The organism is Rhodococcus sp. RCBS9, assembly GCF_029457415.1.
Taxonomy (GTDB): Bacteria; Actinomycetota; Actinomycetes; order Mycobacteriales; family Mycobacteriaceae; genus Rhodococcus_F; species Rhodococcus_F qingshengii.
The window spans coordinates 5,296,452-5,321,646 of the sequence record NZ_CP120422.1 but is presented as its reverse complement, the minus strand read 5'-3'; the positions used below and the strand labels follow the sequence as shown (position 1 = coordinate 5,321,646).

General features: G+C 63.3%; 25 protein-coding genes. 7 read left to right on the top strand and 18 right to left on the bottom strand.

What is annotated here, in order from left to right:
- Positions 1-7: 7 nt before the first annotated feature.
- Both nusA and rimP read right to left on the bottom strand, forming a co-directional pair.
- On the bottom strand, positions 8-1,039 hold the full coding sequence (nusA, locus tag P0M12_RS25050) for a transcription termination factor NusA (protein WP_003942738.1): 1,032 nt from the start codon (positions 1,037-1,039) through the stop codon (positions 8-10).
- Positions 1,036-1,656 (bottom strand): ribosome maturation factor RimP, encoded by a 621-nt coding sequence (rimP, locus tag P0M12_RS25045; RefSeq protein ID WP_030535615.1) that lies wholly within the window; start codon positions 1,654-1,656, stop codon positions 1,036-1,038. The genes nusA and rimP overlap by 4 nt, the downstream gene beginning before the upstream one ends.
- A 271-nt stretch (positions 1,657-1,927) precedes the next feature.
- Between rimP and P0M12_RS25040 the strand changes: the two genes are divergently transcribed.
- Together P0M12_RS25040 and P0M12_RS25035 are read left to right on the top strand one after the other, a co-directional pair.
- A complete protein-coding gene (locus tag P0M12_RS25040) occupies positions 1,928-2,377 on the top strand; it encodes a hypothetical protein (RefSeq protein ID WP_030535616.1) in 450 nt (149 codons plus the stop codon).
- Complete coding sequence (locus P0M12_RS25035) at positions 2,374-2,829, top strand: ferritin-like domain-containing protein (protein ID WP_080712695.1); 456 nt, start codon at positions 2,374-2,376, stop codon at positions 2,827-2,829. Before P0M12_RS25040 ends, P0M12_RS25035 begins: the two co-directional genes overlap by 4 nt.
- 53 nt (positions 2,830-2,882) lie before the next feature.
- Here the strand turns inward: P0M12_RS25035 and P0M12_RS25030 are convergent, their stop codons facing one another.
- Positions 2,883-4,307 (bottom strand): MFS transporter, encoded by a 1,425-nt coding sequence (locus P0M12_RS25030; protein WP_030535618.1) that lies wholly within the window; start codon positions 4,305-4,307, stop codon positions 2,883-2,885.
- Between the two features lie 83 nt (positions 4,308-4,390).
- Here P0M12_RS25030 and P0M12_RS25025 point away from each other — a divergent pair, with 83 nt between their 5' ends.
- From P0M12_RS25025 to P0M12_RS25015, 3 genes are all read left to right on the top strand, one after another.
- Positions 4,391-5,026, top strand: a complete 636-nt coding sequence (locus P0M12_RS25025; RefSeq protein ID WP_003942694.1) for a helix-turn-helix domain-containing protein — start codon at positions 4,391-4,393, stop codon at positions 5,024-5,026.
- Positions 5,027-5,119: 93 nt separating this feature from the next.
- Positions 5,120-5,617 carry a nuclear transport factor 2 family protein gene (locus P0M12_RS25020; RefSeq protein WP_007735030.1) on the top strand — a complete coding sequence of 166 codons (498 nt, stop codon included), beginning with the start codon at positions 5,120-5,122 and terminating at the stop codon, positions 5,615-5,617.
- Complete coding sequence (locus P0M12_RS25015; protein WP_003942723.1) at positions 5,614-6,447, top strand: SDR family NAD(P)-dependent oxidoreductase; 834 nt, start codon at positions 5,614-5,616, stop codon at positions 6,445-6,447. The genes P0M12_RS25020 and P0M12_RS25015 overlap by 4 nt, the downstream gene beginning before the upstream one ends.
- On the opposite strand, the gene P0M12_RS25010 is transcribed toward P0M12_RS25015, so the two are convergent.
- Both P0M12_RS25010 and P0M12_RS25005 read right to left on the bottom strand, forming a co-directional pair.
- Positions 6,409-7,365: a DMT family transporter gene (locus tag P0M12_RS25010; protein WP_030535619.1), complete on the bottom strand. Its 957-nt coding sequence runs from the start codon at positions 7,363-7,365 to the stop codon at positions 6,409-6,411. The genes P0M12_RS25015 and P0M12_RS25010 overlap by 39 nt on opposite strands.
- Before the next feature lie 91 nt (positions 7,366-7,456).
- Positions 7,457-8,692, bottom strand: coding sequence for an aromatic acid/H+ symport family MFS transporter (locus P0M12_RS25005; protein ID WP_199267518.1), 1,236 nt, complete (start codon positions 8,690-8,692; stop codon positions 7,457-7,459).
- A gap of 216 nt (positions 8,693-8,908) precedes the next feature.
- On the opposite strand from P0M12_RS25005, the gene P0M12_RS25000 reads away from it, so the two are divergent.
- A complete protein-coding gene (locus tag P0M12_RS25000) occupies positions 8,909-9,334 on the top strand; it encodes a pyridoxamine 5'-phosphate oxidase family protein (RefSeq protein ID WP_003942732.1) in 426 nt (141 codons plus the stop codon).
- Positions 9,335-9,409: 75 nt separating this feature from the next.
- On the opposite strand, the gene P0M12_RS24995 is transcribed toward P0M12_RS25000, so the two are convergent.
- From P0M12_RS24995 to P0M12_RS24975, 5 genes are all read right to left on the bottom strand, one after another.
- Positions 9,410-10,189 (bottom strand): ketosteroid isomerase family protein, encoded by a 780-nt coding sequence (locus P0M12_RS24995; protein ID WP_030535621.1) that lies wholly within the window; start codon positions 10,187-10,189, stop codon positions 9,410-9,412.
- Entirely contained in the window at positions 10,186-11,916 is a 1,731-nt protein-coding gene (locus P0M12_RS24990) for an acyl-CoA dehydrogenase family protein (RefSeq protein ID WP_007735018.1), read from the bottom strand. Before P0M12_RS24990 ends, P0M12_RS24995 begins: the two co-directional genes overlap by 4 nt.
- Positions 11,917-11,974: 58 nt before the next feature.
- Positions 11,975-12,634, bottom strand: coding sequence for a rhomboid-like protein (locus P0M12_RS24985; protein ID WP_021343988.1), 660 nt, complete (start codon positions 12,632-12,634; stop codon positions 11,975-11,977).
- Between the two features lie 22 nt (positions 12,635-12,656).
- The gene (locus tag P0M12_RS24980; protein WP_030535622.1) at positions 12,657-13,328 is read right to left on the bottom strand and encodes an O-methyltransferase; all 672 of its coding nucleotides are present in this window, start codon (positions 13,326-13,328) and stop codon (positions 12,657-12,659) included.
- A gap of 79 nt (positions 13,329-13,407) precedes the next feature.
- Positions 13,408-15,153 carry a proline--tRNA ligase gene (locus P0M12_RS24975; protein WP_030535623.1) on the bottom strand — a complete coding sequence of 582 codons (1,746 nt, stop codon included), beginning with the start codon at positions 15,151-15,153 and terminating at the stop codon, positions 13,408-13,410.
- Between the two features lie 55 nt (positions 15,154-15,208).
- On the opposite strand from P0M12_RS24975, the gene yaaA reads away from it, so the two are divergent.
- A complete protein-coding gene (gene yaaA / locus P0M12_RS24970; protein WP_007735009.1) occupies positions 15,209-15,952 on the top strand; it encodes a peroxide stress protein YaaA in 744 nt (247 codons plus the stop codon).
- A 12-nt stretch (positions 15,953-15,964) separates the two neighbouring features.
- Here yaaA and P0M12_RS24965 read toward each other — a convergent pair whose 3' ends face one another.
- The 8 genes from P0M12_RS24965 to P0M12_RS24930 form a co-directional block, all read right to left on the bottom strand.
- Entirely contained in the window at positions 15,965-17,473 is a 1,509-nt protein-coding gene (locus tag P0M12_RS24965) for a protein adenylyltransferase SelO (RefSeq protein ID WP_277377017.1), read from the bottom strand.
- Between the two features lie 35 nt (positions 17,474-17,508).
- Positions 17,509-17,937 carry a CBS domain-containing protein gene (locus P0M12_RS24960; RefSeq protein WP_007735005.1) on the bottom strand — a complete coding sequence of 143 codons (429 nt, stop codon included), beginning with the start codon at positions 17,935-17,937 and terminating at the stop codon, positions 17,509-17,511.
- 80 nt (positions 17,938-18,017) lie between these two features.
- On the bottom strand, positions 18,018-19,418 hold the full coding sequence (locus tag P0M12_RS24955; RefSeq protein WP_277377933.1) for an MFS transporter: 1,401 nt from the start codon (positions 19,416-19,418) through the stop codon (positions 18,018-18,020).
- A 107-nt stretch (positions 19,419-19,525) separates the two neighbouring features.
- Entirely contained in the window at positions 19,526-20,752 is a 1,227-nt protein-coding gene (cobA, locus tag P0M12_RS24950) for a uroporphyrinogen-III C-methyltransferase (protein WP_047271356.1), read from the bottom strand.
- Positions 20,749-21,162 carry a cobalamin biosynthesis protein gene (locus tag P0M12_RS24945; RefSeq protein WP_030535625.1) on the bottom strand — a complete coding sequence of 138 codons (414 nt, stop codon included), beginning with the start codon at positions 21,160-21,162 and terminating at the stop codon, positions 20,749-20,751. The genes cobA and P0M12_RS24945 overlap by 4 nt, the downstream gene beginning before the upstream one ends.
- Positions 21,146-22,522 (bottom strand): cobyrinate a,c-diamide synthase, encoded by a 1,377-nt coding sequence (locus P0M12_RS24940; protein ID WP_030535626.1) that lies wholly within the window; start codon positions 22,520-22,522, stop codon positions 21,146-21,148. Before P0M12_RS24940 ends, P0M12_RS24945 begins: the two co-directional genes overlap by 17 nt.
- A complete protein-coding gene (gene cobO / locus P0M12_RS24935) occupies positions 22,516-23,130 on the bottom strand; it encodes a cob(I)yrinic acid a,c-diamide adenosyltransferase (RefSeq protein WP_003942784.1) in 615 nt (204 codons plus the stop codon). The genes P0M12_RS24940 and cobO overlap by 7 nt, the downstream gene beginning before the upstream one ends.
- Positions 23,131-23,151: 21 nt before the next feature.
- Entirely contained in the window at positions 23,152-25,113 is a 1,962-nt protein-coding gene (locus tag P0M12_RS24930) for a magnesium chelatase subunit D family protein (RefSeq protein WP_234551355.1), read from the bottom strand.
- Between the last annotated feature and the right edge of the window lie 82 nt (positions 25,114-25,195).

Here is a 25,195-nt window from a genome sequence, read left to right as displayed (position 1 = left end):
TCCACCGTTATCCGTTGGACGTGGCGGGCCGGTCGGACGCGTCGCCAACGGGTGCCGCATCGCTACGAATGTCGATACGCCAACCCGTCAACCGCGCAGCCAGGCGGGCATTTTGACCCTCTTTTCCGATGGCCAACGAAAGCTGGAAATCGGGCACGATGACACGGGCCGCACGAGCCTCGGGATCGACGACAGTGACGGAGACCACTTTCGACGGGGAAAGTGCGTTGCCCACAAACGTCGCGGGATCTTCGTCGAAGTCGATGATGTCGATCTTCTCCCCCGCGAGTTCGCTCATGACGTTGCGGACGCGCTGACCCATCGGGCCGATGCATGCACCCTTTGCGTTGAGCCCCTGCACACGTGAGGCGACGGCGATCTTGGAACGATGCCCCGCTTCGCGCGCGACGTTGATGATCTCGACGCTGCCGTCCGCAATCTCTGGAACCTCGAGTGCGAACAACTTGCGAACCAGGTTCGGGTGGGTCCGCGAGAGGGTGATCTGTGGGCCGCGGGCTCCGCGAGCAACTCCGACGACGTAGCACTTGATGCGCTCACCGTGCTCGTAGTTCTCGCCGGGAACCTGTTCTGCAGGCGGCAACAATCCTTCGGCGCCATTGGATTCGCTGCCGATTCGGACGACGACCATTCCGCGGGAATTCGCACGCGTGTCACGCTGAATGACACCGCCGACGATTTCACCCTCATGGGTCGAGAACTCACCGAAACTGCGCTCGTGCTCGGCGTCGCGCAGACGCTGCAGGATGACCTGGCGTGCGGTGGTCGCCGCGATGCGTCCGAATCCCTCGGGAGTGTCGTCCCACTCCTCCCCGATCATGTTGCCGTCGGCATCGGTGTCGTGCGCCATCACTCGCACCGAACCGGTCTTGATGTTGACATCGATCCGAGCGTTCTGCTTGTGCCCCTCGGTGTGGCGGTACGCCGTCAGCAGTGCGGTCTGGATCGTGGCGATCACAGTTTCGATCGAGACACCTTTTTCGGCTTCGATCGCTCGCAACGCTGCAATGTCGATATTCACTTGTCGAACCCTTCTTCGTTTTCTACGTCTTCTAATTCTGCTTCGTCGTCTTCGACACTGTCCACGCCCGAGTCCTCGGTGAGGTCAACCGCATCCGAAGGAACTGCGCGCCCCTCCGGGATGCCGCCCGCGAGTTCCAACTCCGCCTCACTGGGCTTCGAGAATTCCACCTGTACTACAGCCTTCTGAACGTCGCCCAGTGCAATCTCGCGCACGGTCAGTCCGCCACGGCCACCGATGACAACCGCCACGGAATCGTCGTTCATCGTTCCGATTCGGCCCACCACGGTCTCGCCGGCCAGATCGATTCGCGCTTTACGTCCGCGAGCCCGACGCCAGTGACGATCGAGCGTCAGTGGGCGGTCAATTCCCGGGGAGGTCACCTCGAGGGTGTACGGCGTTTCACCGATTTCCTCGAGGGTGTCGAAAAGTTCCGAAACGAGTCTGCTGATCTCCGCGGCGGCATCGAGCTCGATCCCGGCATCGCTGTCGACCATGATGCGCACCGCGCTGTGCTTGCCCGCACTGGTCACGACAACGTCTTCGACGTCATAACCCTGGGCGTGCACGAGTTCGGAGATCAGCTCGATCACCCTCTCCCTGGATGGCACCGGCATCTCGCGAACTCCTCATTTCAGTTGTCGTCGATTGTCCGACTTGTGTCGACTGTCGACGTGGGCGGCTGCGAGCATGAAAAGACACCAGGTGCCACATGCTGCAAGCATCCAAGAGTACCGCTCATTGCGCGTCTCCGTGACCAGAGTGCCCGACGCACGTCACACTTGAACACGTGCCGCGGATTCGAACGATCGGCCGACCACCTGGCACGATGGACTGGTGCTGACGCCCATGACTACTACCCCACTCTCCCGGCGGAGTGCGCTCAAGATGACGGGAACAGCAGCGTTGGGCGCTGCTGCCTTCTCGTTGTCCGCCTGCACCGACAACGGCACAGCGGAGGCGGCTGCAGAAGTCGACCAGCTGACGGCTCAGGCCGGTCGAGCCCGCTCCGACGCGGCAGCCGCAACCGCCGCCATCGCACTCGCACCGGACAAGTCGGCATCACTGACCACGATCAGCGCCGAACGCACAGCGCATGCACTCGAACTCGACGCCGAGATTGCGCGAGCAGCGGGCAGCGGCGCCTCTGCGACCACAGCGCCCCCGTCGACCTCGGTCGCAAACGCTCCTACGGGCGTCGAAACCTTGAGTACCTCGCTGGCCGATTCGGCGCGCAGTGCCGCGGATCTCGCTCGGACGATGTCCGGCTATCGCGCGGGCCTGCTCGGTTCGATCAGCGCGTCGTGCTCGACTCAGGTTGCGGTGTTGCTTCCGTGATCACTTCGCACACCCGTCGATCCGAGAGTTCTGCCTTGCTGACCGCAATCGAATCAGAGAATGCCGCGATCTTCGCTTACGGAGTGGTTGCCGCGTTTTCGAATCCTGCCCGTGTCAACGAGGTTGCCACGCACACAGCAGCGCACCGCGCACGACGTGATGCGCTGGTTGCCCTGTCGACCGACGCGGGCGTGACCCCGCCGACAGCCGCGGCAGCCTACGAAGTCCCGTTTCCGGTGACGGACGCCGTTTCCGCGGCACAGCTGGCAGCACAGATCGAATCCGACACCGCCGTGACCTACCGGGCATTCGTCGAACAGGTCGATACCGACCAACTCCGCACATTCGGAATCGACGGCCTGACCGATGCGGCTATCCGCGGTGCCGGATGGCGGTCCGCGCTGGGAACCGCTCCGGCCACCTCAGCGTTCCCGGGGGACCCGGCTTCGTAACTGCTGTGCGCCTTTATTAACCCCCGGCGGTTAATAAAGGCGCACAGCAGTGCTCAGGCCTTGCGATGCGAGGGCACGAACCACGCCGCGACAACCGCAACCAATACGAAGCAACCGCCGACGCGCAGTGCAGGTGTCAGCGCATCTCCGTAACCGAGTGGCGTGAGGGCACCGCCGGCGGCAAGGAAGACCGCAGTGAGAACCGCGATTCCCAGTGCAACACCGATCTCGCGAAGCGTCGAGTTGGTCGAACTGGCCGTTCCGTGATCAGGCTCGTCCATGTCGACGAGTACCGCCGTCGAGCTCGGCGCGAAGGTCAAGCCCATGCCGATTCCCGCCATCAGTAGAGCCGGAACCAGCGACTCGTACGTCACGTCGGGACCGATCAACGCTGCCAACCAGAACAATGCTCCGGCCTGGAGCAACAGACCGGTCAGCAGAAGCGAACGGAGCCCGACCTTCGGCGCCAGAAAACCGGCGAGAGGCGCGAAGATCATCGGCGCTGCCGTCCACGGAAGCGTCCGCAGGCCTGCTTGGAACGGGCTGTAGCCCATCACGATCTGGAGGTACTGCGAGAGCAGGAACACCGCCCCGAAGATTCCGATCGAGAAGGTCAAGCCGATGACGTTCGCCATCGAGAAGCTGCGTGAACGGAACAGACGTAGGGGCATCACCGGATGCGAGGTCTTCATCTCGCGAAGAACGAACAGTGCCAACGCGACTGCGGACCCGACCAACGACGCAACTACTCCAAGCGATCCCCAGCCGTCGTCGTTGCCGTGAACGATCCCCCACACCGCCAGGAACACACCGAGTCCGGCGAGTGCGACACCGGGAAGGTCGAGAGGCTGTGTGCGACCGGTCGATTCGCGCAGCGCGTACAACGCGAGAGGAACAGCGACGATCGCAACCGGCACGTTTATCCAGAAGATGCCCTGCCATGAGAACCCGTCGACTACTGCTCCACCGACAACCGGACCCATCGCGATTCCCAGCCCGGAGACTCCACCCCACACGCCGATTGCCATGGCGCGCTTGGCTTCCGGTACCGCTGCCACGAGGAGAGTGAGTGAGAGCGGCATGATCGCGGCAGCGCCGGCGCCCTGAAAAGCTCGGGCCGCGATCAGCAGGCTCGGTGTCGTCGACAACGCCGAAGCAATCGACGCCGCCGTGAACAGCCCGATCCCGAATACGAACATCTTGCGGCGCCCCCACCGATCGCCGAGCGTCGTCGCCGAAAGCATCAGCGTCGCAAAGCAGAGCGTGTACGCATTCATGAACCACTGAAGTTGCCCGACGGACGCATTCAGCTCCTTCTCGATCACCGGCAGCGCGCTCGTCATCACGAGGTTGTCGAGGGTGGCCATGAACATGGGCAGAGAGGCAGCAACCATCGCTATCGCGATCGGAACCTTACGTCCTCCACTGCTTTCCGACCCGGATGCGGCGTCCGATCCGGACTTCGTCAAAACGGTCATCGTGATTCCTCGAGTGAAGGTGCCTTAAGGCATCGAATGATTACTTAGGTCGAAACTAAGCTATCCGGTGATAACGTGTCAACATGTCGATCGGTGCAGCTGAACCACGTACCCGCAGGATGAGCGCACCGGAACGTCGCGCGTTGGTCCTTGCCGCGGCAACGCGAGCATTCGCAAAGGGTGGATACTCGGGGACCAGTACGGACGCCGTCGCCAAGGAAGCCGGTGTCTCGCAGCCCTACGTCGTGCGCATGTTCGGAACCAAGGCAGATTTGTTCCACGCAGTGTTCACGCGCGCGCTCGACGAAATCGTCCGCACCTTCAACGACAAATTGGATACGGTCACGATCGATCCGAGCAATCCGCAGTTCTGGGCCGAACTCGGATCCGCCTACGGCGAGCTGGTTCTCGACCGAGATCTACTGCTTGTCATGTTGCACGGCTTCGCCACCAGCACCGATGATGTCGCCGCCGTCTCCCGGAACGCCATGTCCGGCATCTACACCTTGCTGCGCGAGCGCACCGGTTGCACACCCGAGCAAGCGCGTTTGTTCATCGCGAACGGGATGCTGATCAACAATCTGCTCGCAATGATGGCGCCCGAACACGCCGAAGAAGATCCAGCCCTCGGCGAGCTCTGGGGCAGCGTCTTCAGCGACTCGACTGCGATCACGCTCACCGGCGACGAATCCTCGAGCGAAACCGACACCGATTCCTGACCGGTCACTGGGAAAAACTACACACATGTGACTGAGGACACCCTACAGTCGATCCGACATGTCTCCGGGAAACCCAGACGAAAAGGACCGACGTTGGATCTCGCACAACGCCTCGACGCGCTCGAACAGATCGAGGAAATCAAGAAGCTCAAGCACGGCTACTGGCGAGCATGTGATGCCAAGGATCCAGTTGGGTTCCGCAACAGCTTCATCCGTTCCGGAGCGTCGATCGACTACGGCCGCCTCGGCGCCTTCGACGACGCGGGGCCGATGGCGGACATCTTCGAGAAGATCGCTCTTCGCAAGGTCGACGGCCGGTACGCGGTCCTCGACATGCATCACGGATTGCATCCCGACATCACACTGACCTCGGAGACGTCGGCGGTGGGGCGATGGGCTCTGCAGTTCCGCCAGATCGACACCGTCGGGCGCACCGAGAAGTTGATGACCGGCGAATACGACGACAAGTACGTGATCGAGGACGGTATGTGGAAAATGAGTCAATGCCATTTCACGGAGACGTGGTCGATCACCACTCCCCTTTCCCCGGACGCTGACATCGCCGAGGGTTCGTTGGGTGGGCCGCGATGACGACGAACGGAAAAGTTGCGCTCGTAACCGGTGCCAGCCGGAGCGTCGGCAAGGGCATTGCCCTCGCGCTGGGAAGCGACGGATGGACGGTGTACGTGACGGCCCGAGGGACCGTCGGCGACGACGGCCCACTCGATCGCACCGCAGCCGAGATCACCGAGCGCGGTGGTCACGGCATTGCCGTGCAGTGCGATCACGCCGACGATCAACAGATCGTCGACCTGTTTGCACGCATCGCCGAGGAACAGTCAGGCCGCCTCGATCTTCTGGTCAACAACGTCTGGGCAAACCCGGCGGGTTATGCAGGCTTCGCCGATCCGTTCTGGAAGAGGCCGATCGACGATTGGGATTCGCTGATCGGAATCGGACTGCGCGCCCACTACGTTGCTTCGGTGGAAGCGGCGAAGTTGATGGTTCCCCGGGGCAGTGGAGTGATCGGCAACATCTCGTCGTTCGGCACCCGCGGGTACCTGCACTCTGTGCTGTACGGGATGTCGAAGGCAGGTTTGGACAAGATGGCCGCGGACATGGCTGTCGAATTGAAGGGGACCGGCGTCACCGCACTTTCCTTCTGGCTCGGGTTGATCCGCAACGAGCGGATGGAGGCGAGTGGGATCGAGAGCTTCGAAGGCTTCTCACTGGCCGAGGCCGAAACCCCGGAATTCGTCGGCCAAGTCATCACTGCATTGGCCAACGATCCAGAAGTGAACGCGCGCAGCGGTCACACACTGATCACCGCCGAGACGGCCGTCGAGTACGGAATCACCGACGCCAACGGGAAACAACCGGCGTCACACCGCAGTGCCTTCGGTGGCGGCCCGCTTTTCTGATTCATCAGTAGCAGTGGTCGCGTCGCGTGCCGGCACAGCACGCGGCGCTGCCACTCGCGCCTTCAGGGCAAGCCAGGCACACCCGATGACGACGACACCGCCGGCCACGATCGAGGGTGACAACGTCTCACCGAGTATCAGCGCCGACCAGGCAATGCTGAGCACCGGTTGAACCAACTGTGTTTGGCTCACAGTGGAAATGGGACCGATCGCCAGACCCCGGTACCAAGGAAAGAACCCGAGAAACATACTCACGCATCCCAGGTAGGCAAACGAAAGCCACGAATTCACATCGGCAGAGACCGGAGCCTGGGCCATGGACGCCACCGTCAACGCAATCGTGACCGGCAGTCCGAGAATCAATGCCCAGGCAATCGTCTGCCACGACCCGATCTCGCGGGCTAGCAACGCACCTTCCGAATATGCCAGCGCTGCACACACCACCGCGGCGAACAGAAGAAGATCAGCGAGATGAAACGAGCCGAGTCCGCCGTTTGCAATCGCCACGAACCCTACGACCGATACCGCGCCGGCGGCGCTTGCCCACCAGAATCCCTTACTGGGACGCTCTTTTCCTCGGACGACGGCAAATACCGCGGTCGCAGCGGGGAGTAGCCCGATCACGACTGCCGCGTGACTCGCCGGCGATGTCTGCAACGCAAACGTGGTGAACAGTGAAAACCCCAGTACCGCACCAACAGTCACGAGTGCGATGCGAAACCACTGCCGAAGCGTCGGAAGCGTCGCGCGAGTAACCGACAGCATCACAATCGCAAGGGCCCCGGCAACGACAGCGCGGCCCGCACCGACGAACAGGGGGTCGAGATCCGCGACGGCGACCCTCGTGAGCGGAACGGTGAACGAGAACGCCAGCACACCGAGCAAGCCCCACCACAAACCGGATCGAGACGATGGCATCGGTAGCGGTTCCTGCGGCGCGACGATAGCGCTACTCTTCATACTCATGTTTTACGATAGCAGTAGCACGCCAACCAGCGAAACTGGTATTTCAGATGCGCACCCGTGTGCAGGAGATCGAAATTGCTCCGAGCAGTCCGACGAGCGCGAAAGCGTAGAAGCCCCACGGCACGGCGTAACCCGCACCCAGGAGGACTCCGCCCAGGATCGGGCCACAGATCGCACCGACCCGGCCGACACCTGCCGACCATCCGAGCGCGGTCGCGCGAATCTGAGGTGGGTGATTGGCGCTCGTGAAGGCGTAGACCAGTACCTGCGCACTGAATACGAAGCATCCGGCGAGGAAGACCATCACGTAGATTCCGAACGACACCTTCACACTCAGAAGCGCCAGGAACAGTGCAGCTCCGGCGAACCACACGATGGCTGCAGTCCGCGGGCCGATCTTGTTCGCGACGCCCCCGGCGATCAACAGCCCGACGACGGCGCCGGCATTGAGGATCAGAAGGAACGTCAACGACGCCCCGAGGTTGTAACCGGCCTCACGCATGATCGTCGGAAGCCACGTGTTCAATCCGTAGACGAGCAGCAAGCCCATGAAACTGGTGATCCAGATGGCGATGCTGTTGCGCAGGAACTTCGAAGAGAACAGTGCGCGAACGGGATTGGCGGCTTCGGCGCGCTCAACTTCGGACGTGGGCGCAATCTCGAGTTCGACTCCGTAACGGGCAGCGATTTCCTCGGCTTCGGCACGCTTTCCGTGAGCGAGAAGGTACGACGGGGATTCCGGCAGATACCGCAACATGAGTGGAATCAGGGCGACGGCAGGAAGTGCGCCGACAACGAACATCGCTCGCCAACCGAAAGGTTCGATCACGACGAGCGCCAGCGCTGCGGTGGCAACGGCGCCGACGTGGTAGCCGGTCATCAGCATGGTCGACGCAGATCCACCGCCTTGTTTCTTCGAGAATTCGTTGACCAGAGCCAATGCCGTCGGTAGGGCGCCACCCAGCCCCACACCGGCAAAGAAGCGCAGCAGCCCGAAGATGAACGGATTGGGCGCAATTGCGCACAACAGAGTCAGAATCGAGAATGCGGCAACGGCGTACAGCAGCGCGCGGCGTCGACCGATGACGTCGGTGAGAGTGCCGATGACGAGGGCGCCGATGGTCATGCCGATGAGCCCGAAGGTCGAGATCATCGTAATCGTGCCGGTACTCAAACCCCACGCGTCGTAGTCGAGAAGCGAAGGAATGACCGCGCCGAGTACGACCAGGTCGAATCCGTCCAGAAGCACAGCGATCCAACACAACGGTGCTACCCACATTGCGGCACGCGCCCCAGGCGAACCGGTGATTGAACTCGACTGCGTATGTGCGGTCATCGGATCCTCGACATTCACTGCTTGTGGGCGTTCGCGACCGGTTGGGATCCAGTAGTTCGGATCGAAACGTGTTCGCATTGCGAACGCCTGTTCATAATGAGCACATCGATTGTGTACGGAGTCACAACGCCATGTCAAACGTCGCGGTAATCTCGAGGAATGGCACTCTCCGAAAATGAGCGTGAACAGTTCCTGGCCGAACCCCACATCGGGGCGCTGTCCGTGGCGGACGGCACCGAGCGCGGTCCGTTGACCGTCCCGATCTGGTACCTGTACTCACCCGGTGGCAAACCATGGATCCTCACGGGCAAGGATTCGCGAAAGGCACGACTCATCGAGTCGGCCGGGCATTTCTCGTTGATGGCCGAAAGGCTCGATCCGACAATCCGTTACGTCAGCGTCAGCGGATCCGTCGACAAGATCGTTCCGGGCACCGACGAGATGCTGGTCGAAGTCTCGCGGCGTTACCTGGCTCCGGACAAGGTCGACGGGTATCTCGAATTCGCGCGATCGCAGTTGGGCGAACAGGTAGCGATCTACATGAATCCGCAGCACTGGCTGTCTGCGGATCTCGGGGCGATCTGACAATTCTCAGAAAAGCGAAGGCTCGGCGCGCCGGAGTGGCGCGCCGAGCCTGACCTGCATGTGGAGGGCTCTATGTCAGCTCTCGGTGAAGAAACGCACCCGATTGAGTCGATGACCGCTCGCCTCGAAGCCGAACAATGCGATGGCCGGTTCCCCGCACACGATGACGCTCGCCGTCACGGTGCGACCGGCAACCAGCATCTTGCTCTTCGTCACGCCGGTGAGCAGAGCGTTGACATCAGCGTTGGACAACTGCGTCCCCGCCGGAAGCTCGACGGGTACCGGCGGCGTTCGGCCGACAGCGGCCGCATCGAGGAACCGCGACGCTGCCTTCTTGCCTTTGTCTCCGACGCCGAAGATGCCGCGCGAGAACCCGAGCGCCCCGCCGATCCCCTGGTTCGAGAGCAACTGCGGCGTCAACTTCGCGGCCGCCTTCACCCCCGCCACACCAGCAGTCGCGAGCTGGCTCAACATCGTCGCCAATTCCCAATGCGCGTAGAGGGTTCCGATCCGCAAGGAATCGGGCTCCCCCACCAAGTCGTAGCGCAAGTGCATCGGAACGTCGAGAACGACTCCGGTCGACATCTCGGTAGCGAGGCTCAGATCGCGCCACACCGTCCGGCCGCACACGATGTCGCGCTCGACATGGAAGGTGATCGAATTGGGGGCGATGAACGTGTCGTAGAAACTCTCGATCGCCGCCTGACCGTTGTGCGGACGTGAACCTACAGGGTCGTTGACCTGTCCGTCGCCGGCAAACAGGGCCACCCAGGTCGAGCGGTCATGCGCGCCGACGGCTTTCGGGGATCCCTCCACGACGGCCATCAACTGCTCGCGCGTCACCGGCGCGGTCATGCGCGCATCTCGTATGCACCGTCGTACGCCTTGACCTGCTGCCACACCCGGTCGAAGCGTTCACTGTCGACAACAGGCTTCCGCACCGCGGCCAGGGCCCACTTCTGCTGCTCGGGTGTCGACGACGGCTTTCCGTGCAGCGCGATCGCGTATCCCGAGAAGTCACGAATCTGGAAGTCGAAGATCTGATCGACAACGTCGGCGTCGAGCCCGCTGATCTCGGCCTGTTCGAGAATCAGATGACCGTAGACGACGAGAGAGAACAGGTGCCCGACGTTGAGCATGAAATCGAGATCCTTCTGCTGCTGCGCGTCCGGCGCTGCAGCAGTGAGCAATTCGGTGAGCGCGATCGCCTGCTCGTAAAAACGGGCGACGTTCGGAATCGAAGAGTGCTTCTCGTAGACGGGCTTCCACTCGTGGAACTGAATCTTCGCAGCCCCGCGGGTAGGCCCCTGGTTCCAGAAGAACTCGTCGTCGGCGGCGTCGTCGCGCGTGACGATCTCCGGGAACTGCGCCGAGTTGAACAGATAGTTCGGCAAGAACTTGAGAATCAGGCCGACGTTGACGTGGACGGTGCCCTCGAGCTTGGGCAGCGTGCCGATCATCTGCGCTGCCTCGCGGAAGTACGTTGACTTCTCGTATCCCTTGGCTGCGATCACATCGTGCAGCAACCCGACCACCTTCTCACCTTCGGAGGTGACCTTGGCCTTGGTCATGGGATTGAACAGCAGGTAGCGACGGTCCTCGAGGCTGGCGCTGCGGAAGTAGTCGACCGCCCGCGCACTGAACTGCTTCATCGCGATCAGACGTGAGTACGCGTCGACGAAGGCGGCGCGAACGTGGGCAAAATCCGTGACGGGATTGCCGTACAGAATTCGATTCTGCGCGTGAGTTATTGCCTCGAAGAACGCATGCTCGGTGATGCCGATGGAGCCGGTGCAGAGGTTGAACTTTCCGACGTTGACCGTGTTGAGCGCGGCCTCGAATGCGGCGACGCCGGTGTGCAGAATGTCTTCCTCGCGCACCGGGTAATCGTCGAGGCGGAAATTGCTGACATACATCTGCCCGCGCAGGACGTTGTCCACGAGCTGATAGTTCGGATGTGCACTGTCGGCGACAAAGAACACGTAGCCTTCGGGGCCCTCGACGTCGGTACGACGCCCGAACACAGACACCATTCCGGCTACGTTGCCGTTTCCGATGTAGTACTTCTCGCCGCTCGCGCGGAAGGCGACGTCGCCGTCGGTGGGAGTGAGGAGCATGTCGGTGGAGTACACGTCGGCGCCGTGGTCGCGCTCGGACAGCCCGAACGCCATGACACCACCGTCGGCAAGTTCCTGCGCTGCACGCTTCTTCGCAGCGTCGTTGTCACTCATCCAGATCGGTCCGAGTCCGAGGATCGTGACCTGCCAGGCGTACCAGTAAGCGAGTCCGTAAAAACCGAAGATCTCACTCAAGGCCGCGTTGCGGGCACCGTCCCAACGACGGTTCTCGTCACCGTCGGCGAATGCCGCCGGAGTCTGGAACGTCGCGAACAACTTCTCCTTGCCGACGAATTCGAGAAAGTCGGAGACCCACACGGCGTCGAGGTCGTCCTGAAGCAGTTGCTTCTTACCGCGGCTCTCGAACCATTCGATGGTGGCTCGCAGCAAACGGCGGGTCTCCGGATCGAACTGAGCGGGGTCGTAAGTATGGGGGTTGAAGAGCAATCCATCGGTGCCAGACACGTCATTACCTTTCGTCGATGACGCTAAACTACCAGCGGGTAACTTTCCGCGGTGCGATTCATGGAAGACCTGCGATTCTTCGCGAATGCCACAGGTCCATCGGATTCCACGTGCCCGCCCGAGCACGCGTGATCGGGTAGCACGCCAACCCGAGCAACAACGCAGACATGTGGCCGATGGCGGTGAAATTGGTGGCGAAAATCAGAGGTACACCATAGAAGAGCAGCAACCCCGCGAGATAGACGTATCGCCACGGATCGACGATGCGGTACACCAGAATCCCCATGATGCCGGCCAGACCGTAGCTCACACCCACGTCGAGAGTGTTGACCGCCGACTCCGCCACGTATCCGTGCCGAATACCTTCGTACAGAACACCTTCGCTGATGTACGTGGCTCCGACGTGGGCGATGACGACAACACACAGCCACCGCCACGTCCCGAGCCAACGCTCAGCCGTTGCATGAAAGATGGTGAAGAGAACCAGGTATCCCAACCAACCGCCACCTTCGAGCCAGAAGGCACTCGAGAACAGGACTCGCAGCGGGTCTTCGGCCAGGTGATGCAGATTGGTCGAGCGCTTGCCGAGAAAACGCTCCTCGACATTGTCGGGCAGATGCCGAAGGAAGAGCGTGGTGAACAGCAGGGCCAGCAACCAGACGTAGGTACCGGGAGCACTGCGCACCCATCGCCATGCCGCCTTTGCTGCCCCCAGCATCCTCACCGCTTCGAGTCTGCGCTCACTCGTTCACTACTGCAACGGCAAACCCGTCCCATCCCTTCGAACCCACGGTTTGAATGGCGGTGCCGTCGAGTTTCGGCTCGGCCGCGATCATCTCCAACACCGCTCGACTCGCTTTGACGCGCTCGTCGTCGATATCCGGGTTGGACACATGTCCCCCACGCACCACGTTGTCCACGATGATGACGGTTCCGGGATGCGAAAGGGCCAACGCCCACCGCACGTACTCGGTGTTGTTCTCCTTGTCGGCGTCGATGAAGACCAAGTCGAAAGGTCCCAACTCTTCCTTCGCGATCGACGGGAGGCTGTCGAGCGCGGCCCCGACGCGGATGTCGACACGGTCAGCCAGTTCGGCGCGATCGATATTTGCCCGAGCGACATCCGCATGGGTGGGATCGAATTCCAGCGTGATGACCTGGCCCGAGGGACCGACCGCGCGAGCGAGCCAGATCGTGCTGTATCCGCCGAGCGTTCCGATCTCGAGAACATTGCGCGCCAAGCACATTCGCGCCAGAAGGTTGAGGAGCTTGCCCTGGTTCGGCGCCACGTCGATGGGCGGGAGACCTGCCTCGGAATTGGCGGCGAGTGCCGCGTCGAGAACCGGATCTTCACCTACCAACGTGGAAACGAGATAGCCGTCGACTTCTGCCCAATCCGGTTCGCGTTCCATAGCCACGATTGTGGCAGAAAAGAAGGGCCGCCGCAGACACCTCGGAAGGTGACTGCGGCGGCCCGGACAGCTATTCGAATCAGCCGCGAACTGCGCTGATGATCTCCTCGATCGCCGAGTCGGCGTCGATCTCACGGCTCTCGCCAGTGAAGCGGTCGCGAATTTCGACCTTGCCGTCGGCCCAACCGCGTCCGACGACAACGATCAGCGGAACGCCGATCAGCTCGGAGTCCTTGAACTTCACGCCCGGCGATGCCTTGCGGTCGTCGAGGATTACTTCGAGTCCGGCACGGTCGAGTTGCGCGGCGAGGCCTTCGGCGCCTTCGCGCGCGGTCTCGTCCTTGTTCGCGATGACGAGGTAGACGTCGGCCGGTGAAACCTCGGCAGGCCAGCGCAGGCCCTTTTCGTCGTGATGCTGCTCGGCAATGACGGCCACCAGACGCGAGACGCCGACGCCGTACGACCCCATGGTCGGGCGGACGGGCTTGCCGTTCTCGGCGAGGACATCGACGGTGAAGACGTCGGTGTACTTACGGCCGAGCTGGAAGACGTGCCCGATCTCGATACCGCGAGCCGAGACCAGCGTGCCGGCTCCATCCGGAGAGGCGTCACCGTCACGAACCTCGGCGGCTTCGATGGTTCCGTCGGGGGTGAAGTCCCGACCGGCAACGAGGCCGACCACGTGCTTGCCGTCTTCGTCGGCGCCGGTGATCCAGCTGGTGCCGTCGACGACACGCGGGTCGACAAGGTAGCGAACGCCGTTGGCCTGCAGCGCCTTCGGGCCGATATAACCCTTGGCCAGGAACGGGTTGTTCTTGAAGTCGGTCTCGGTGATCATCACGAACTCGGCCGGCTCCAGCGAAGCCTCGAGGCGCTTTTCGTCGACCTCACGGTCGCCGGGGATGCCGATACCGAGCAGTTCCCACTCGCCGCCGGGCAGGCGGGTCTTGACCATGATGTTCTTGAGAGTGTCGGCGGCGGTGACGGTACGGCCGAGATCAGCGCGGTTCGCCCAGTCCACCAGGGTGTCGATGGTGGGTGTGTTCGCGGTGTCGTACACCTTGGCTTCGGGCAGCCCGTCGAACGGAATCGAATCGGGAACAACAGTCTTGACGGCCTCGACGTTGGCGGCGTAGCCGGATTCGAGGCAGCGGACGTAGGTGTCTTCGCCGATCTCGCTCTCGGCAAGGAACTCCTCGGACGCGCTGCCGCCCATCGCACCGGAGGTGGCCGAGACGATGACGTACTTGACGCCCAGACGCGTGAAGATCTTCTCGTAGGCGCCGCGATGCGCCTGGTACGACTCCGTCAGGCCTTCGTCGGTCAGGTCGAAGGAGTAGGAATCCTTCATGAGGAACTCGCGGCCACGCAGAATGCCGGCACGCGGACGCTCTTCGTCGCGGTACTTGGTCTGCACCTGGTACAGGGTGACCGGGAAGTCCTTGTAGGAGTTGTACTCACCCTTGACCGTCAGAGCAAAGAGCTCCTCGTGGGTCGGGCCGAGCATGTAGTCGTTGCCCTTGCGGTCCTTGAGGCGGAACAGGTTGGGGCCGTACTCGGTCCAGCGGTTCGACGCTTCGTAGGGATCGCGCGGGAGCAGCGCAGGCAGCAGGATTTCCTGTCCGCCAATTGCATTCATTTCTTCACGAACGACACGCTCTACCTCGCGCAGCACCCGCAATCCCAGCGGCAACCACGAGTAGACGCCTGGAGCGATACGACGCACGTAGCCGGCACGAACCAGCAGTTTGTGGCTGGCAACTTCGGCGTCCGAGGGATCGTCACGCAGGGTACGCAGGAACAGGTGGGACAGACGGGTAATCACGAGGTGTAAGGATAGTCGCCGCAGTCGGCCGAGCGGGCCTCGGTACGGTTACAGCGTGCTTGTACTGCTGCCTCCCTCAGAAACCAAGTCCGACGGCGGCAAGGATGCGCCCCTCGATCTGGCCGAACTGTCGATGCCCCAGTTGACCGAAACGCGCGAATTGCTGGTTCAGACGCTGGTCGATCTGGCCGCTGACGTCGAGGCGTCATGCGAAGCGCTCGGGCTCGGCCCGACGCAAGCAGACGAAGTGGAGCGCAATGCCAAGCTGTGGGTGTCCGCGACGCGGCCCGCACTGCAGCGCTACACCGGCGTGCTCTTCGACGCCCTCGACGCAAAGTCGTTCACCCGCGCCCAGAAGGCCAAGGCTCTCGATCGGATCGCGATCGGCTCCGCTCTGTTCGGTGCAGTCCGTGCGGGAGATCTGATCCCCGCCTACCGCCTTTCCGGCGGGTCCAAGCTGCCCGGGATGGGCACGCTCCGCTCACTGTGGAAGCCGGAGTTGCCGAAGGCCTTGGCGGCCGAAGCCGACGGCCTTGTCATCGATCTACGGTCCGGCACCTACCAAGACCTCGGACCGGTTCCAGACGCACTGATCGCAACGGTCCTCACCGAGAAGCCGGACGGCACCCGCACTGTCGTCAGTCACTTCAACAAGCACCACAAGGGTCTGCTCGCCCGTGCGCTGGTGGTCTCGCGTGCCGAACCGACCGACATCAAGGGTGTCGCGCGGGTGGCGTCGAAGGCCGGCCTGCGGGTGGAAATCGCGTCGGAGCGTGAACTGATCATCCTGACGGATTGATGGCTTCGTCTGTCAAGTGCCGCAGAAGGTTTGGAACGTCTCGCTGAAAGACCGCGGAGCCGCCTCGGTGTAGTCAGCCCACTCGTCGCGTCGGTCGAATGGATGCGTGACAACCTCCAGCAGCTTCTCGAATGGAGCGAGGTCGCCGTCGGTCGCGGCGCGCAGGGCAGCGTCGAGCCGATGATTACGCGGAATGTACAGCGGGTTGACGCGATCCATCGCGCTCGCGGTCTCCGCGGCCCCTTGTCCGTTTTCGGTCAGGGCTCCCTGCCACCGCTGCAACCAGGGCGCGATGTGCTCCCGTGGCACGAGTTGGTCGAGAGGCGCCGAATTTCCGCGCAATTCGTCTGCGAGTGCGCGGAAACTGCCTGTCCAATCAGCTCCGTGTTCCGCCAACAACGTCAGCAGATCGTCGACGAGCGCCCGATCGACAAACGGCTGGGCCAGACCGATCTTTGCCGCGAGACCGGCCGCATAGTGTCCCTCGTAGCGCTCGTCGAAGGTCTCGAGAACTGCCGACGCCGCGGAAATCGCATTGTCGGGTGCGGAATCGATCAGCGGCAACAGTGTTTCTGCCAAGCGCGCCAGATTCCACTTCAGTACAGCGGGCTGATTGCCGAACGCATAGCGGCCCCCGTGGTCGATCGAGCTGAACACTGCCGCCGGATCGAATGCGTCGAGGAAGGCGCACGGACCGTAATCGATGGTCTCTCCCGAAATTGTGGTGTTGTCGGTGTTCATGACCCCGTGCACGAAACCGATGAGCATCCACCTCGCCACCAGTGACGCCTGCGCCTCGACGACCGCCTCGAGGAACCTCAGATAGCGATTGTGTGTACCCGTTGACGGAAGTTCGGTCAGCTCCGGGTAGTGCCGGGCGATCGCGTAGTCGGTGAGCGGCTGCAAGACCTCGCCCTGCCGGGCCGCGAACTCGAAGGTCCCAACGCGTAGGTGACTCGACGCGATCCGTGCAAGCACGGCACCGGGTTCTGCGCCGTTGCGGCGAACGTCCCGTCCCGTCGCCACGACCGACAGCGCGCGTGTAGTGGGGACACCGAGGGCATACATCGCCTCACTGACCAGATATTCGCGCAGCATCGGCCCGACAACCGCATACCCGTCACCGCCCCGAGAGAACGGCGTGCGCCCCGAGCCTTTGAGATGCAGATCCACTCGCCGACCGTCACCGGTCAACAGTTCACCGAGTAGCAACGCCCGACCGTCCCCGAGAATTGGTGCATACCCACCGAACTGATGACCCGCATACGCCATCGCCACCGGTGTGGCCCCGACCGGCACCGTCGACCCGGACAGTACGCCGATCCCGTCCACACTTCGCAGCGCTGCTACGTCCAATCTCAACGACGCAGCCAACTGCTCGTTCAGCACGAGCAACTGCGGGTCGGGCGCGGCAGCACCTTGCCACGGCACCGTCAGAGCGCCGAGTTCGTCGGCGAACGTGCTCTCGAGGCCAGCCACGATGGTGACCGTGTCTGCTGTGGATTCCTGGAATGCGGCCATCACACGAGAGTAGTCACCGTGCGACAACCTATCGATCAGCCCTGATCGATGTACGACTCGAGCTGATCGCGTTCGCTCTTGAGCTCGTCGATGCGGCTCTTCACCACGTCACCGATACTGACGATGCCGAGGAGGTTGCCGTCCTCGATCACCGGCAGATGCCGGATTCGACGCTCGGTCATGATCGCGGCAATGCTGTCCACCGCGTCTGCCGGAACGCACGTGTACATCAGAGCGGTCATGACCTCGGAAACCTGGATCCCGAGAAGGTCCGGGCCACGCTCGTGCAGGCGTCGAACGACATCGCGTTCGGAGATGATGCCGACCACCGCGTCGTCGTCGACCACCACCATGGCTCCGATGTTGTGGCGGGCAAGATCGCACAGCAGCCCGTTGACCGTCGTGTGGGCGTCGATCGTGACGATGCTGTTGCCCTTGTTTCGCAATATGTCCGCGATCCGCATCACGGCACCCCGATCCGTCGAGACTCTCGGCACGTCCTGCAACGATCGTATCGGCTAGCGAAGCGGAAAAACAGGACTGATCAGGCGATTCCCTGAGCGGCCTTCTCCGCAGCCTGTGCCTGGGCTACCTGAGAAGGTGTGAACCTGATGCACAGCGCGGCGATACCGGCGAACACCGCGCAGACCGCGCAGCCCACGAGCGCGAAGGTGTATCCCTCTCCGAGTGCGATCAATTGCGCCGGATTCATGTCCGCTGCCTTGCCCGAAGTGCCGCCGAGAGAGAGTGTCTTCGACGTCGCCATCGCACCGATCACCGACAGTGCCAGTGGTCCACCGAGCGTCTGGGCAACCTGAGCGATGGCCGTCAGCGGGCCGATCTCGGTCTCCGGGACACCGGCGATCGCGCACAGTGGCAAGGGCACCATCGCGAGGCCGATACCGAATCCGATCCCGATCACGGGCACGAACAAGTTGGCCAGGTAGGTGGAGTCGGAATCGAGAGTAGAGCCGTATAACAGTCCGACGATCATGATCACGACGCCGGTGAGGACCAGCCAACGGGGTTGAACCTTCACGGCGAGCTTGGAAGCAACCGACGCGGCGGCGCCCAATCCGAACGCGAACGGAATGAACGCGATACCGGCACGCAACGGCGAATACTGCATGATGTCCTGCACGAACAGTGCGACGAAGGCCGTCATGCTGAACATCGCGCCACCGACGAAGAAGATGGCGAGGAACGTCGCGACACGGTTGCGATCGGCGAACAACGAGAAGGGCAAGAGCGGGTTGTCCGCAGTTCGCTCGACGAAGAGGAAGGCGGCGAGGGCGACCAATCCGGCCGCCAATGCACCGATGACGGCGATACTCCCCCATCCCATTTCCGGGCCTTCGGTGAGAGCAAAAACAACACCAGTACAACCGAGGGTCGCGAGGATCGCGCCGGGGACATCCAAAGCCAGACGCGTCTGATTCGTCTCGCGAAGGGCGCGGAACGCCATGCCGACGAGCGCGATGCCGATCGGGACGTTGATGAGGAAGATCAGTCGCCATGACACCTCGGTCAATGCGCCGCCGATGATCAGACCGGCGATCGATCCGACGCCCGTCATGGCGGCAAAAATCGCGATGGCCTGATTACGAGCCGGACCCGCGGCGAAAGTCGTGGCAACAAGGGCGAAGGCGGTGGGCGACGCCACGGCTGCGCCGACACCTTGAAGCGCCCGCGCTGCGATCAACATGCCCTCGTTCAGGGCGAGTCCACAGAGCAACGACGCCACCGTGAACAGCGAGACTCCCACGATGAACATCTTCTTGCGTCCGAAAGCGTCGCCGAGCCGACCACCGAGGAGCATGAGCCCACCAAACGCCAGCGCGTAGGAGGTCAACACCCAGTTGCGGCCGCTGTCGCTCAGCCCGAGGTCGGCCTGCAATGGCGCCAGCGCGAGGTTCGCGACGGTGCCGTCGAGCACCACCATCATCTGCAAACCACTCAGGACGATGATGGCAAGCCCGATGACTCGAGTCGCTACCGGGGCATTCGCCGAAGCGGTTTCAGATGTTGGGGAATCAGACACAAGACTTCACGTTACCCAGCGTCGACGGAAAAGCCCGCGACCGGCCCGATCACGATGATCGCCGGAGGCTTGATCTCCTCGTCCTTGACGCGCTGAGCAACGGTCGCCAGATCGGCCCGAAGTTCACGCTGGGTGCGCAGAGTGCCCTCTTGGATCACGGTGACCGGCGTGGTTGACGGGCGTCCACCGTCGACGAGTGCCTTCGCGAACTGATCGATGCGCTCGACCGCCATGAGCAGCACGATCGTGCCGCGCAACTTGGCCAGTGCCGACCAGTCGACCAGCGAATCCGGATGATCCGGAGCCACGTGCCCACTGACGACGACGAACTCGTGGGTGACGCCGCGGTGGGTGACCGGGATGCCTGCGGCCGACGGGACCGAGATCGCGCTCGTGATTCCGGGCACTACGGTCACCGGAACGCCGGCAGCGGCACACGCTTCGAGTTCTTCGTATCCCCGTCCGAAGACGTACGGGTCCCCGCCCTTGAGGCGGACCACGAACTTGCCTGCCTTCGCGTTGTCGATCAGCGCGGCGTTGATGGCCTCCTGAGCCATGGCACGGCCGTACGGGATCTTCGCGGCGTCGATCACCTCTACGTCCGGACCCAGTTCGGCGAGCAACTCCGGCGGAGCCAATCGGTCGGCCACGACGACGTCGGCGCGGGCGAGCAAACGGCGTCCGCGCACGGTGATCAGATCGGGATCACCGGGGCCACCACCGACGAGAGCAACACCCGCAGCGGCAGGCTCGGCCGTATCGGCGAGCACGCCCGACTGAAGACCTTCGACGACGGCGGTGCGGACTGCTGCCGAACGACGGTGATCGCCGCCCGCCAGAATTCCGATGCTCATACCGTCGTACTCGGCGCTGGCGGGAGTGACGGCGGTGCCGTGCTTCGCGTTGTCGGCGCGCACGCAGAAGATGTGGCGACGCTCCGCTTCGGCGACGATCGCCGCATTGGTTTCCGGCTCGTCGGTCGAGGCGATGGCGTACCACGCACCTTCGAGGTCGCCGTCGGCGTACGGGCGCTCTTCGACCGTGATCTGACCGGCAGTGGCCATACCTTCGACGGCTGGAGTGAACGCGCGACTGATGACGTGAACGCGGGCACCAGAGGCGACCAGCAGTCCGAGTCGGCGCTGAGCCACAGTGCCGCCACCGAACACGACCACGCGTCGATCGGTCAGGTTGAGGCCGACCAGGTAGTTGGTCTCGTCTGCGGTGGACTCGCTCACTCGCACTCCGTTTCGTTGTCAGAATTGGTCAAGCTGGAGGGAACTTTACGGGCCGCGGCCACGGTCACTCCATCCCTGGCAGTCTTGGCCAGCACAAGTCGGCCGCCCCCGGACGCGAGGATCGCAGCCGCTTCCGCGACGCTTGCCGTTCCGACGGCGTTCTCGACGCGAGGCGATGGTGACGGAACTTGAACTCGCGCAAGTACGTCCGGGGCGAAACTCACAATCGGGACGTTCAGTTCATGGGCCGCTGTCAGAAGAGCCGAAGACTCAGCTTTTGCCGCCACAGTGGCGAGTACCACGATCTTCCCTTGCGCCGCGGGCACAGCCTTCACCGCAGCGACGATGTTCTTCGCGGTGACACTCGTCGTGAATCCCACGCCGATACAGAGGTCATCCCCGTGCGGCATCGACGAACTTCGCGATCGATTCGGGCTGCCCTACCGGATGAGTGTGGAGATACGACGCGTGGACGCCGCCGCGAACAAATCCTTCGCGGACACTGCCGCCGTCCCAGGGCCGCCACCCCCACGCACTTCCGCAACCGTCCGCGTCTGCCGAGACGAGAGACGTTCGGTGGAACTCGTGACCGGTGACGCGGGAGCCTGCTTCGAAGAGGCTGGAGTCGCTGATCGCCACTGCTTCGCGGTACCCGAGGGTCAGGCGTTTCCCGAACGTCGCATCCACTCCGACCACACCGGCCATGCTGTGACCGTCCAAGCTGCGAGCGAGGTAGAGCAGACCGGCACACTCGGCGTGGATCGGTGCGCCGCCGTCCGCCAGGTCACGAACCTGCTGCAGCAGAACGGTATTGGCCGCGAGGTCTACCGCGTGTTCTTCCGGGAAGCCACCGGGAAGGACCAGAGCGGCAGTTCCCGCAGGAAGCTCGTCCCGCAACGGGTCGAACACCTGCACGTCCGCGCCGGCGGCAGTCAACAGCTCCCGGTGCTCGGCATAGCCGAAGGTGAAGGCCGGGCCACCCGCCATGGCAACCACAGGCCGAGACTCTGCGTGTGCGCCGACCTCGGCAACCGGATCCCATGCAGCTGCACTCACGTTCGAGGCGGCCAGTGCGCGAACAGCACCCAGATCGACGTGCGAGGCAATCAAGTCGGACATCGCGTCCACTGCGGCCACAGCGGCGGCGCCGTGCTCGGCCGCCGGAATCAGGCCGAGGTGCCGGGAGGGAACTTCGAGTTCGGTCAACCGTGGCACAACTCCGAGCACTGCGACGCCGACCTTGTCGCACGCATGACGCAACACCTGCTCGTGACGAGCGCTCCCGACGCGATTGAGAATGACGCCGCCGATGCGCACACCTGCGTCGTAGGTCGCGAAGCCGTGGAGTACGGCGGCCAGACTCTGACTGTGCCCACGGGCGTCGATCACGAGGACTACCGGCGAACCGAGGATCGACGCGACCTGCGCCGTCGATCCCTCCGCCGACGGCTGCGAGTTTGCCTCGTCGATCTTCCCGTCGAACAGACCCATGACGCCTTCGACCACGGCGATGTCGCAACCAGCGGTTCCATGCCGGTAGAGCGGTCCGATGCGATCCGGGCCCACCAGAACAGTGTCGAGGTTGCGTCCGGGCCGCCCTGCCGCGAGTCCGTGATAACCCGGGTCGATGTAGTCCGGCCCCACCTTGAAGGGTGCAACGCTGCTACCGGACCGTCGCAGCGCGCCGATCAATCCCGTTGCCACCGTGGTCTTTCCGCTACCCGAGGCAGGAGCAGCGATCACCACGGCCGGAGTGGAAGGACTTACCATTCGATGCCCCGTTGGCCCTTTCGGCCGGCATCCATCGGGTGCTTGATCTTGGTCATCTCGGTCACGAGGTCGGCGGCGTCGATCAACGCCTGCGGGGCGTCGCGTCCCGTGATGACAACGTGCTGGTTGCCCGGACGATCGCGCAGTGTCTGCACGACCTCGTCGACGTCGACCCAGCCCCACTTGAGCGGATAGGTGAACTCGTCGAGGACATAGAATCGATGTTCCTCGCTCGCAAGCCTTCTCGCGATCTCCTGCCAACCCTCCGCAGCGGCAGCAGCATGATCTTCCTCGCTACCGGCCTTGCGTGTCCATGACCAACCTTCGCCCATCTTGTGCCACTGCACCGGCCCACCGACGCCGGTTTCGTCGTGCAGGTTTCCGAGCGCGCGGAACGCGGCTTCCTCTCCGACCTTCCACTTGGCACTCTTCACGAACTGGAACACGCCGATGTCGAACCCCTGATTCCAGGCACGCAGCGCCATGCCGAAAGCGGCGGTGGACTTACCCTTTCCCGGGCCGGTGTGCACGGCAAGTACCGGCGCGTTACGACGCTGACGCGTGGTCAGACCGTCGTCGGGAACTGTCTCGGGAACACCCTTGGGCATCGTGAACTCCTGAGCTGGGATCTAGGCTGCGGCGCGGACGACACCCGCGACCTGCTGCGCTGACAATTCGGCGAGGCGGACGTATCCGCCACGTAGTTCTCGCGCCAACTCGGCCGCCAGCCCCAGACGCACGAGGCCGGTCTCGCAGTCGACGACGATGGACGCGACGGACGCGTCGGCGAGAAGATGCGCGGCGACGCGGGCGCGGTGCAGCGCGTCCTTGCCGCCGGTTGCCCGGCCGTCGGTGAGTGTGACGACGAGGGCGCGACGCTGCGGGTCACGAAGTCGTTCACGCAGAACCACTTCGCGAGCACGCAGGAATCCCTCTGCGAGTGGGGATTTGCCGCCGGTACGCATCGACTGCAAGCGACGGACAGCGATGTCCACCGAAGATGTCGGCGGCAGTACGAGCTCCGCTTCACGACCACGGACGGTGATGACGGCGACCTTGTCGCGGCGCTGATAGGCGTCGCGGAGCAACGAGACAACCGCACCGGTGACCGCGGAGAGGCGGTCGCGTGCTGCCATCGACCCCGACGCGTCGACAACGAAGACGATCAGATTGCCTTCTCGCCCTTCACGTATCGCGCCGCGGAGATCAGCGGGTGCCAGCCGCAACCGTCCAGCAGTGCGACCACGGGCAACTTGAGACTCGGCTGCGGCAAAGACCGTGCTCGTCAGATGCAATCCGTGCCCACGCTCCCGCGTGGACCGCACAACTCGTCCACGGGACGACATGGACCGCGAGCGTCGTCCCGGTGCACCTTCACCGACTCCCGGAACTTCGAGGAGCTTGGCCTTGAATTCGCCGGCCGGTGGAGCCGAGGGGCGATCGGTGGCGCGTACTCCCCCACCAGGTCCGTCAGGGTCGTCCGGGCCGTCGTCGTCAGGCCCGTCGTCGTCCGGCCCTTCGTGTCCGGGACCGCCGTCATCGGAGCCGCCATCTTCCGGGCCACGGTCTTCGTGATTTTCGGGAGGTTCGGGCTCTCCGTCGCGCGCGTCGTCCTCTACCTGCGACTGAGCATCCTGGTCGGCCTGCTCGAGCGCATCGTCCAACTGCTGCTGATCCAAGCCGGGCTCGTCGAACGGATCGCGGCGGCGGCGATGCGGCAGCGTCAGTTCCGCCGCTACTCGTACGTCCTCCGCAGTGACTTCACTGTCGCCGCGCCAGGCAGCGTGGGCCGTCGCGGTGCGCGCCAGCACCAAGTCCGCGCGCATACCGTCGACGTCGAACGACGCACACAGCGAGGCGATACGACGCAGTTCGCGGTTGTTCAGCTCGACCGAGTCCAATTTCTCACGCGCCGTGAGGATTTCGGACGCCAACTCCTCATCGGCGGATACGTACCGAGCGACAAATGCCTCGGGGTCACGCTCGTAGTCGAGTCGGCGACGCACCACTTCCATGCGAATGTCGACGTCGCGGGAAGCGGCGACGTCGACAGCCAGACCGAAACGGTCCAGAAGTTGCGGACGCAGTTCTCCCTCTTCGGGATTCATCGTGCCGACGAGTACGAACTTGGCCGGATGCGAATGGGAGATGCCGTCACGCTCGATGTGAACCCGGCCCATCGCCGCGGCGTCGAGAAGCACGTCGACCAGGTGGTCGTGAAGCAGATTCACCTCGTCGACGTACAGAACACCCTGGTGAGCGGTGGCGAGCAGTCCAGGTTGGAATGCGCGCTCACCGTCACGCAGAACCTTCTCCAAGTCGATCGAACCGATCACCCGGTCTTCGGTCGCGCCCACGGGCAGTTCGACCAAGCGGGCCGGTCGTGTCGTTCCGGCGTCGTCGACCGCGGGCAGCAGCGCAGTCAGCGCGCGCACGACCGTCGACTTGGCAGTTCCCTTCTCACCGCGGACCAGGACCCCGCCGATCCCTGGATGCACCGCACACAGGATCAGCGCCAATCGCAATTGATCCTGGCCGACCACAGCACTGAACGGGAAGCCCGCCACTGGTCGATCTTCTTCACTTCGCACGTCGATATCCCTCCACCTCTCGGTTTCCTCGCCGAGAATTTGGCTGCACTCGAATGTCGCGGCAACCTGGCTGAGATCTCCC

What these genes read in the sequence shown, in the direction of transcription:
- rimP (WP_030535615.1), bottom strand. Translation starts at nt 1,656, where the DNA reads ATGCCGGTGCCATCCAGGGAGAGGGTGATCGAGCTGATCTCCGAACTC.
- P0M12_RS25040 (WP_030535616.1), top strand. Translation starts at nt 1,928, where the DNA reads ATGACGGGAACAGCAGCGTTGGGCGCTGCTGCCTTCTCGTTGTCCGCC.
- P0M12_RS25030 (WP_030535618.1), bottom strand. Translation starts at nt 4,307, where the DNA reads ATGACCGTTTTGACGAAGTCCGGATCGGACGCCGCATCCGGGTCGGAA.
- P0M12_RS25025 (WP_003942694.1), top strand. Translation starts at nt 4,391, where the DNA reads ATGTCGATCGGTGCAGCTGAACCACGTACCCGCAGGATGAGCGCACCG.
- P0M12_RS25015 (WP_003942723.1), top strand. Translation starts at nt 5,614, where the DNA reads ATGACGACGAACGGAAAAGTTGCGCTCGTAACCGGTGCCAGCCGGAGC.
- P0M12_RS25010 (WP_030535619.1), bottom strand. Translation starts at nt 7,365, where the DNA reads ATGCCATCGTCTCGATCCGGTTTGTGGTGGGGCTTGCTCGGTGTGCTG.
- P0M12_RS25005 (WP_199267518.1), bottom strand. Translation starts at nt 8,692, where the DNA reads ATGTGGGTAGCACCGTTGTGTTGGATCGCTGTGCTTCTGGACGGATTC.
- P0M12_RS25000 (WP_003942732.1), top strand. Translation starts at nt 8,909, where the DNA reads ATGGCACTCTCCGAAAATGAGCGTGAACAGTTCCTGGCCGAACCCCAC.
- P0M12_RS24995 (WP_030535621.1), bottom strand. Translation starts at nt 10,189, where the DNA reads ATGACCGCGCCGGTGACGCGCGAGCAGTTGATGGCCGTCGTGGAGGGA.
- P0M12_RS24985 (WP_021343988.1), bottom strand. Translation starts at nt 12,634, where the DNA reads ATGCTGGGGGCAGCAAAGGCGGCATGGCGATGGGTGCGCAGTGCTCCC.
- P0M12_RS24980 (WP_030535622.1), bottom strand. Translation starts at nt 13,328, where the DNA reads ATGGAACGCGAACCGGATTGGGCAGAAGTCGACGGCTATCTCGTTTCC.
- P0M12_RS24965 (WP_277377017.1), bottom strand. Translation starts at nt 17,473, where the DNA reads ATGGCCGCATTCCAGGAATCCACAGCAGACACGGTCACCATCGTGGCT.
- P0M12_RS24960 (WP_007735005.1), bottom strand. Translation starts at nt 17,937, where the DNA reads ATGCGGATCGCGGACATATTGCGAAACAAGGGCAACAGCATCGTCACG.
- P0M12_RS24955 (WP_277377933.1), bottom strand. Translation starts at nt 19,418, where the DNA reads ATGATGGTGGTGCTCGACGGCACCGTCGCGAACCTCGCGCTGGCGCCA.
- P0M12_RS24945 (WP_030535625.1), bottom strand. Translation starts at nt 21,162, where the DNA reads ATGCCGCACGGGGATGACCTCTGTATCGGCGTGGGATTCACGACGAGT.
- P0M12_RS24940 (WP_030535626.1), bottom strand. Translation starts at nt 22,522, where the DNA reads ATGGTAAGTCCTTCCACTCCGGCCGTGGTGATCGCTGCTCCTGCCTCG.
- cobO (WP_003942784.1), bottom strand. Translation starts at nt 23,130, where the DNA reads ATGCCCAAGGGTGTTCCCGAGACAGTTCCCGACGACGGTCTGACCACG.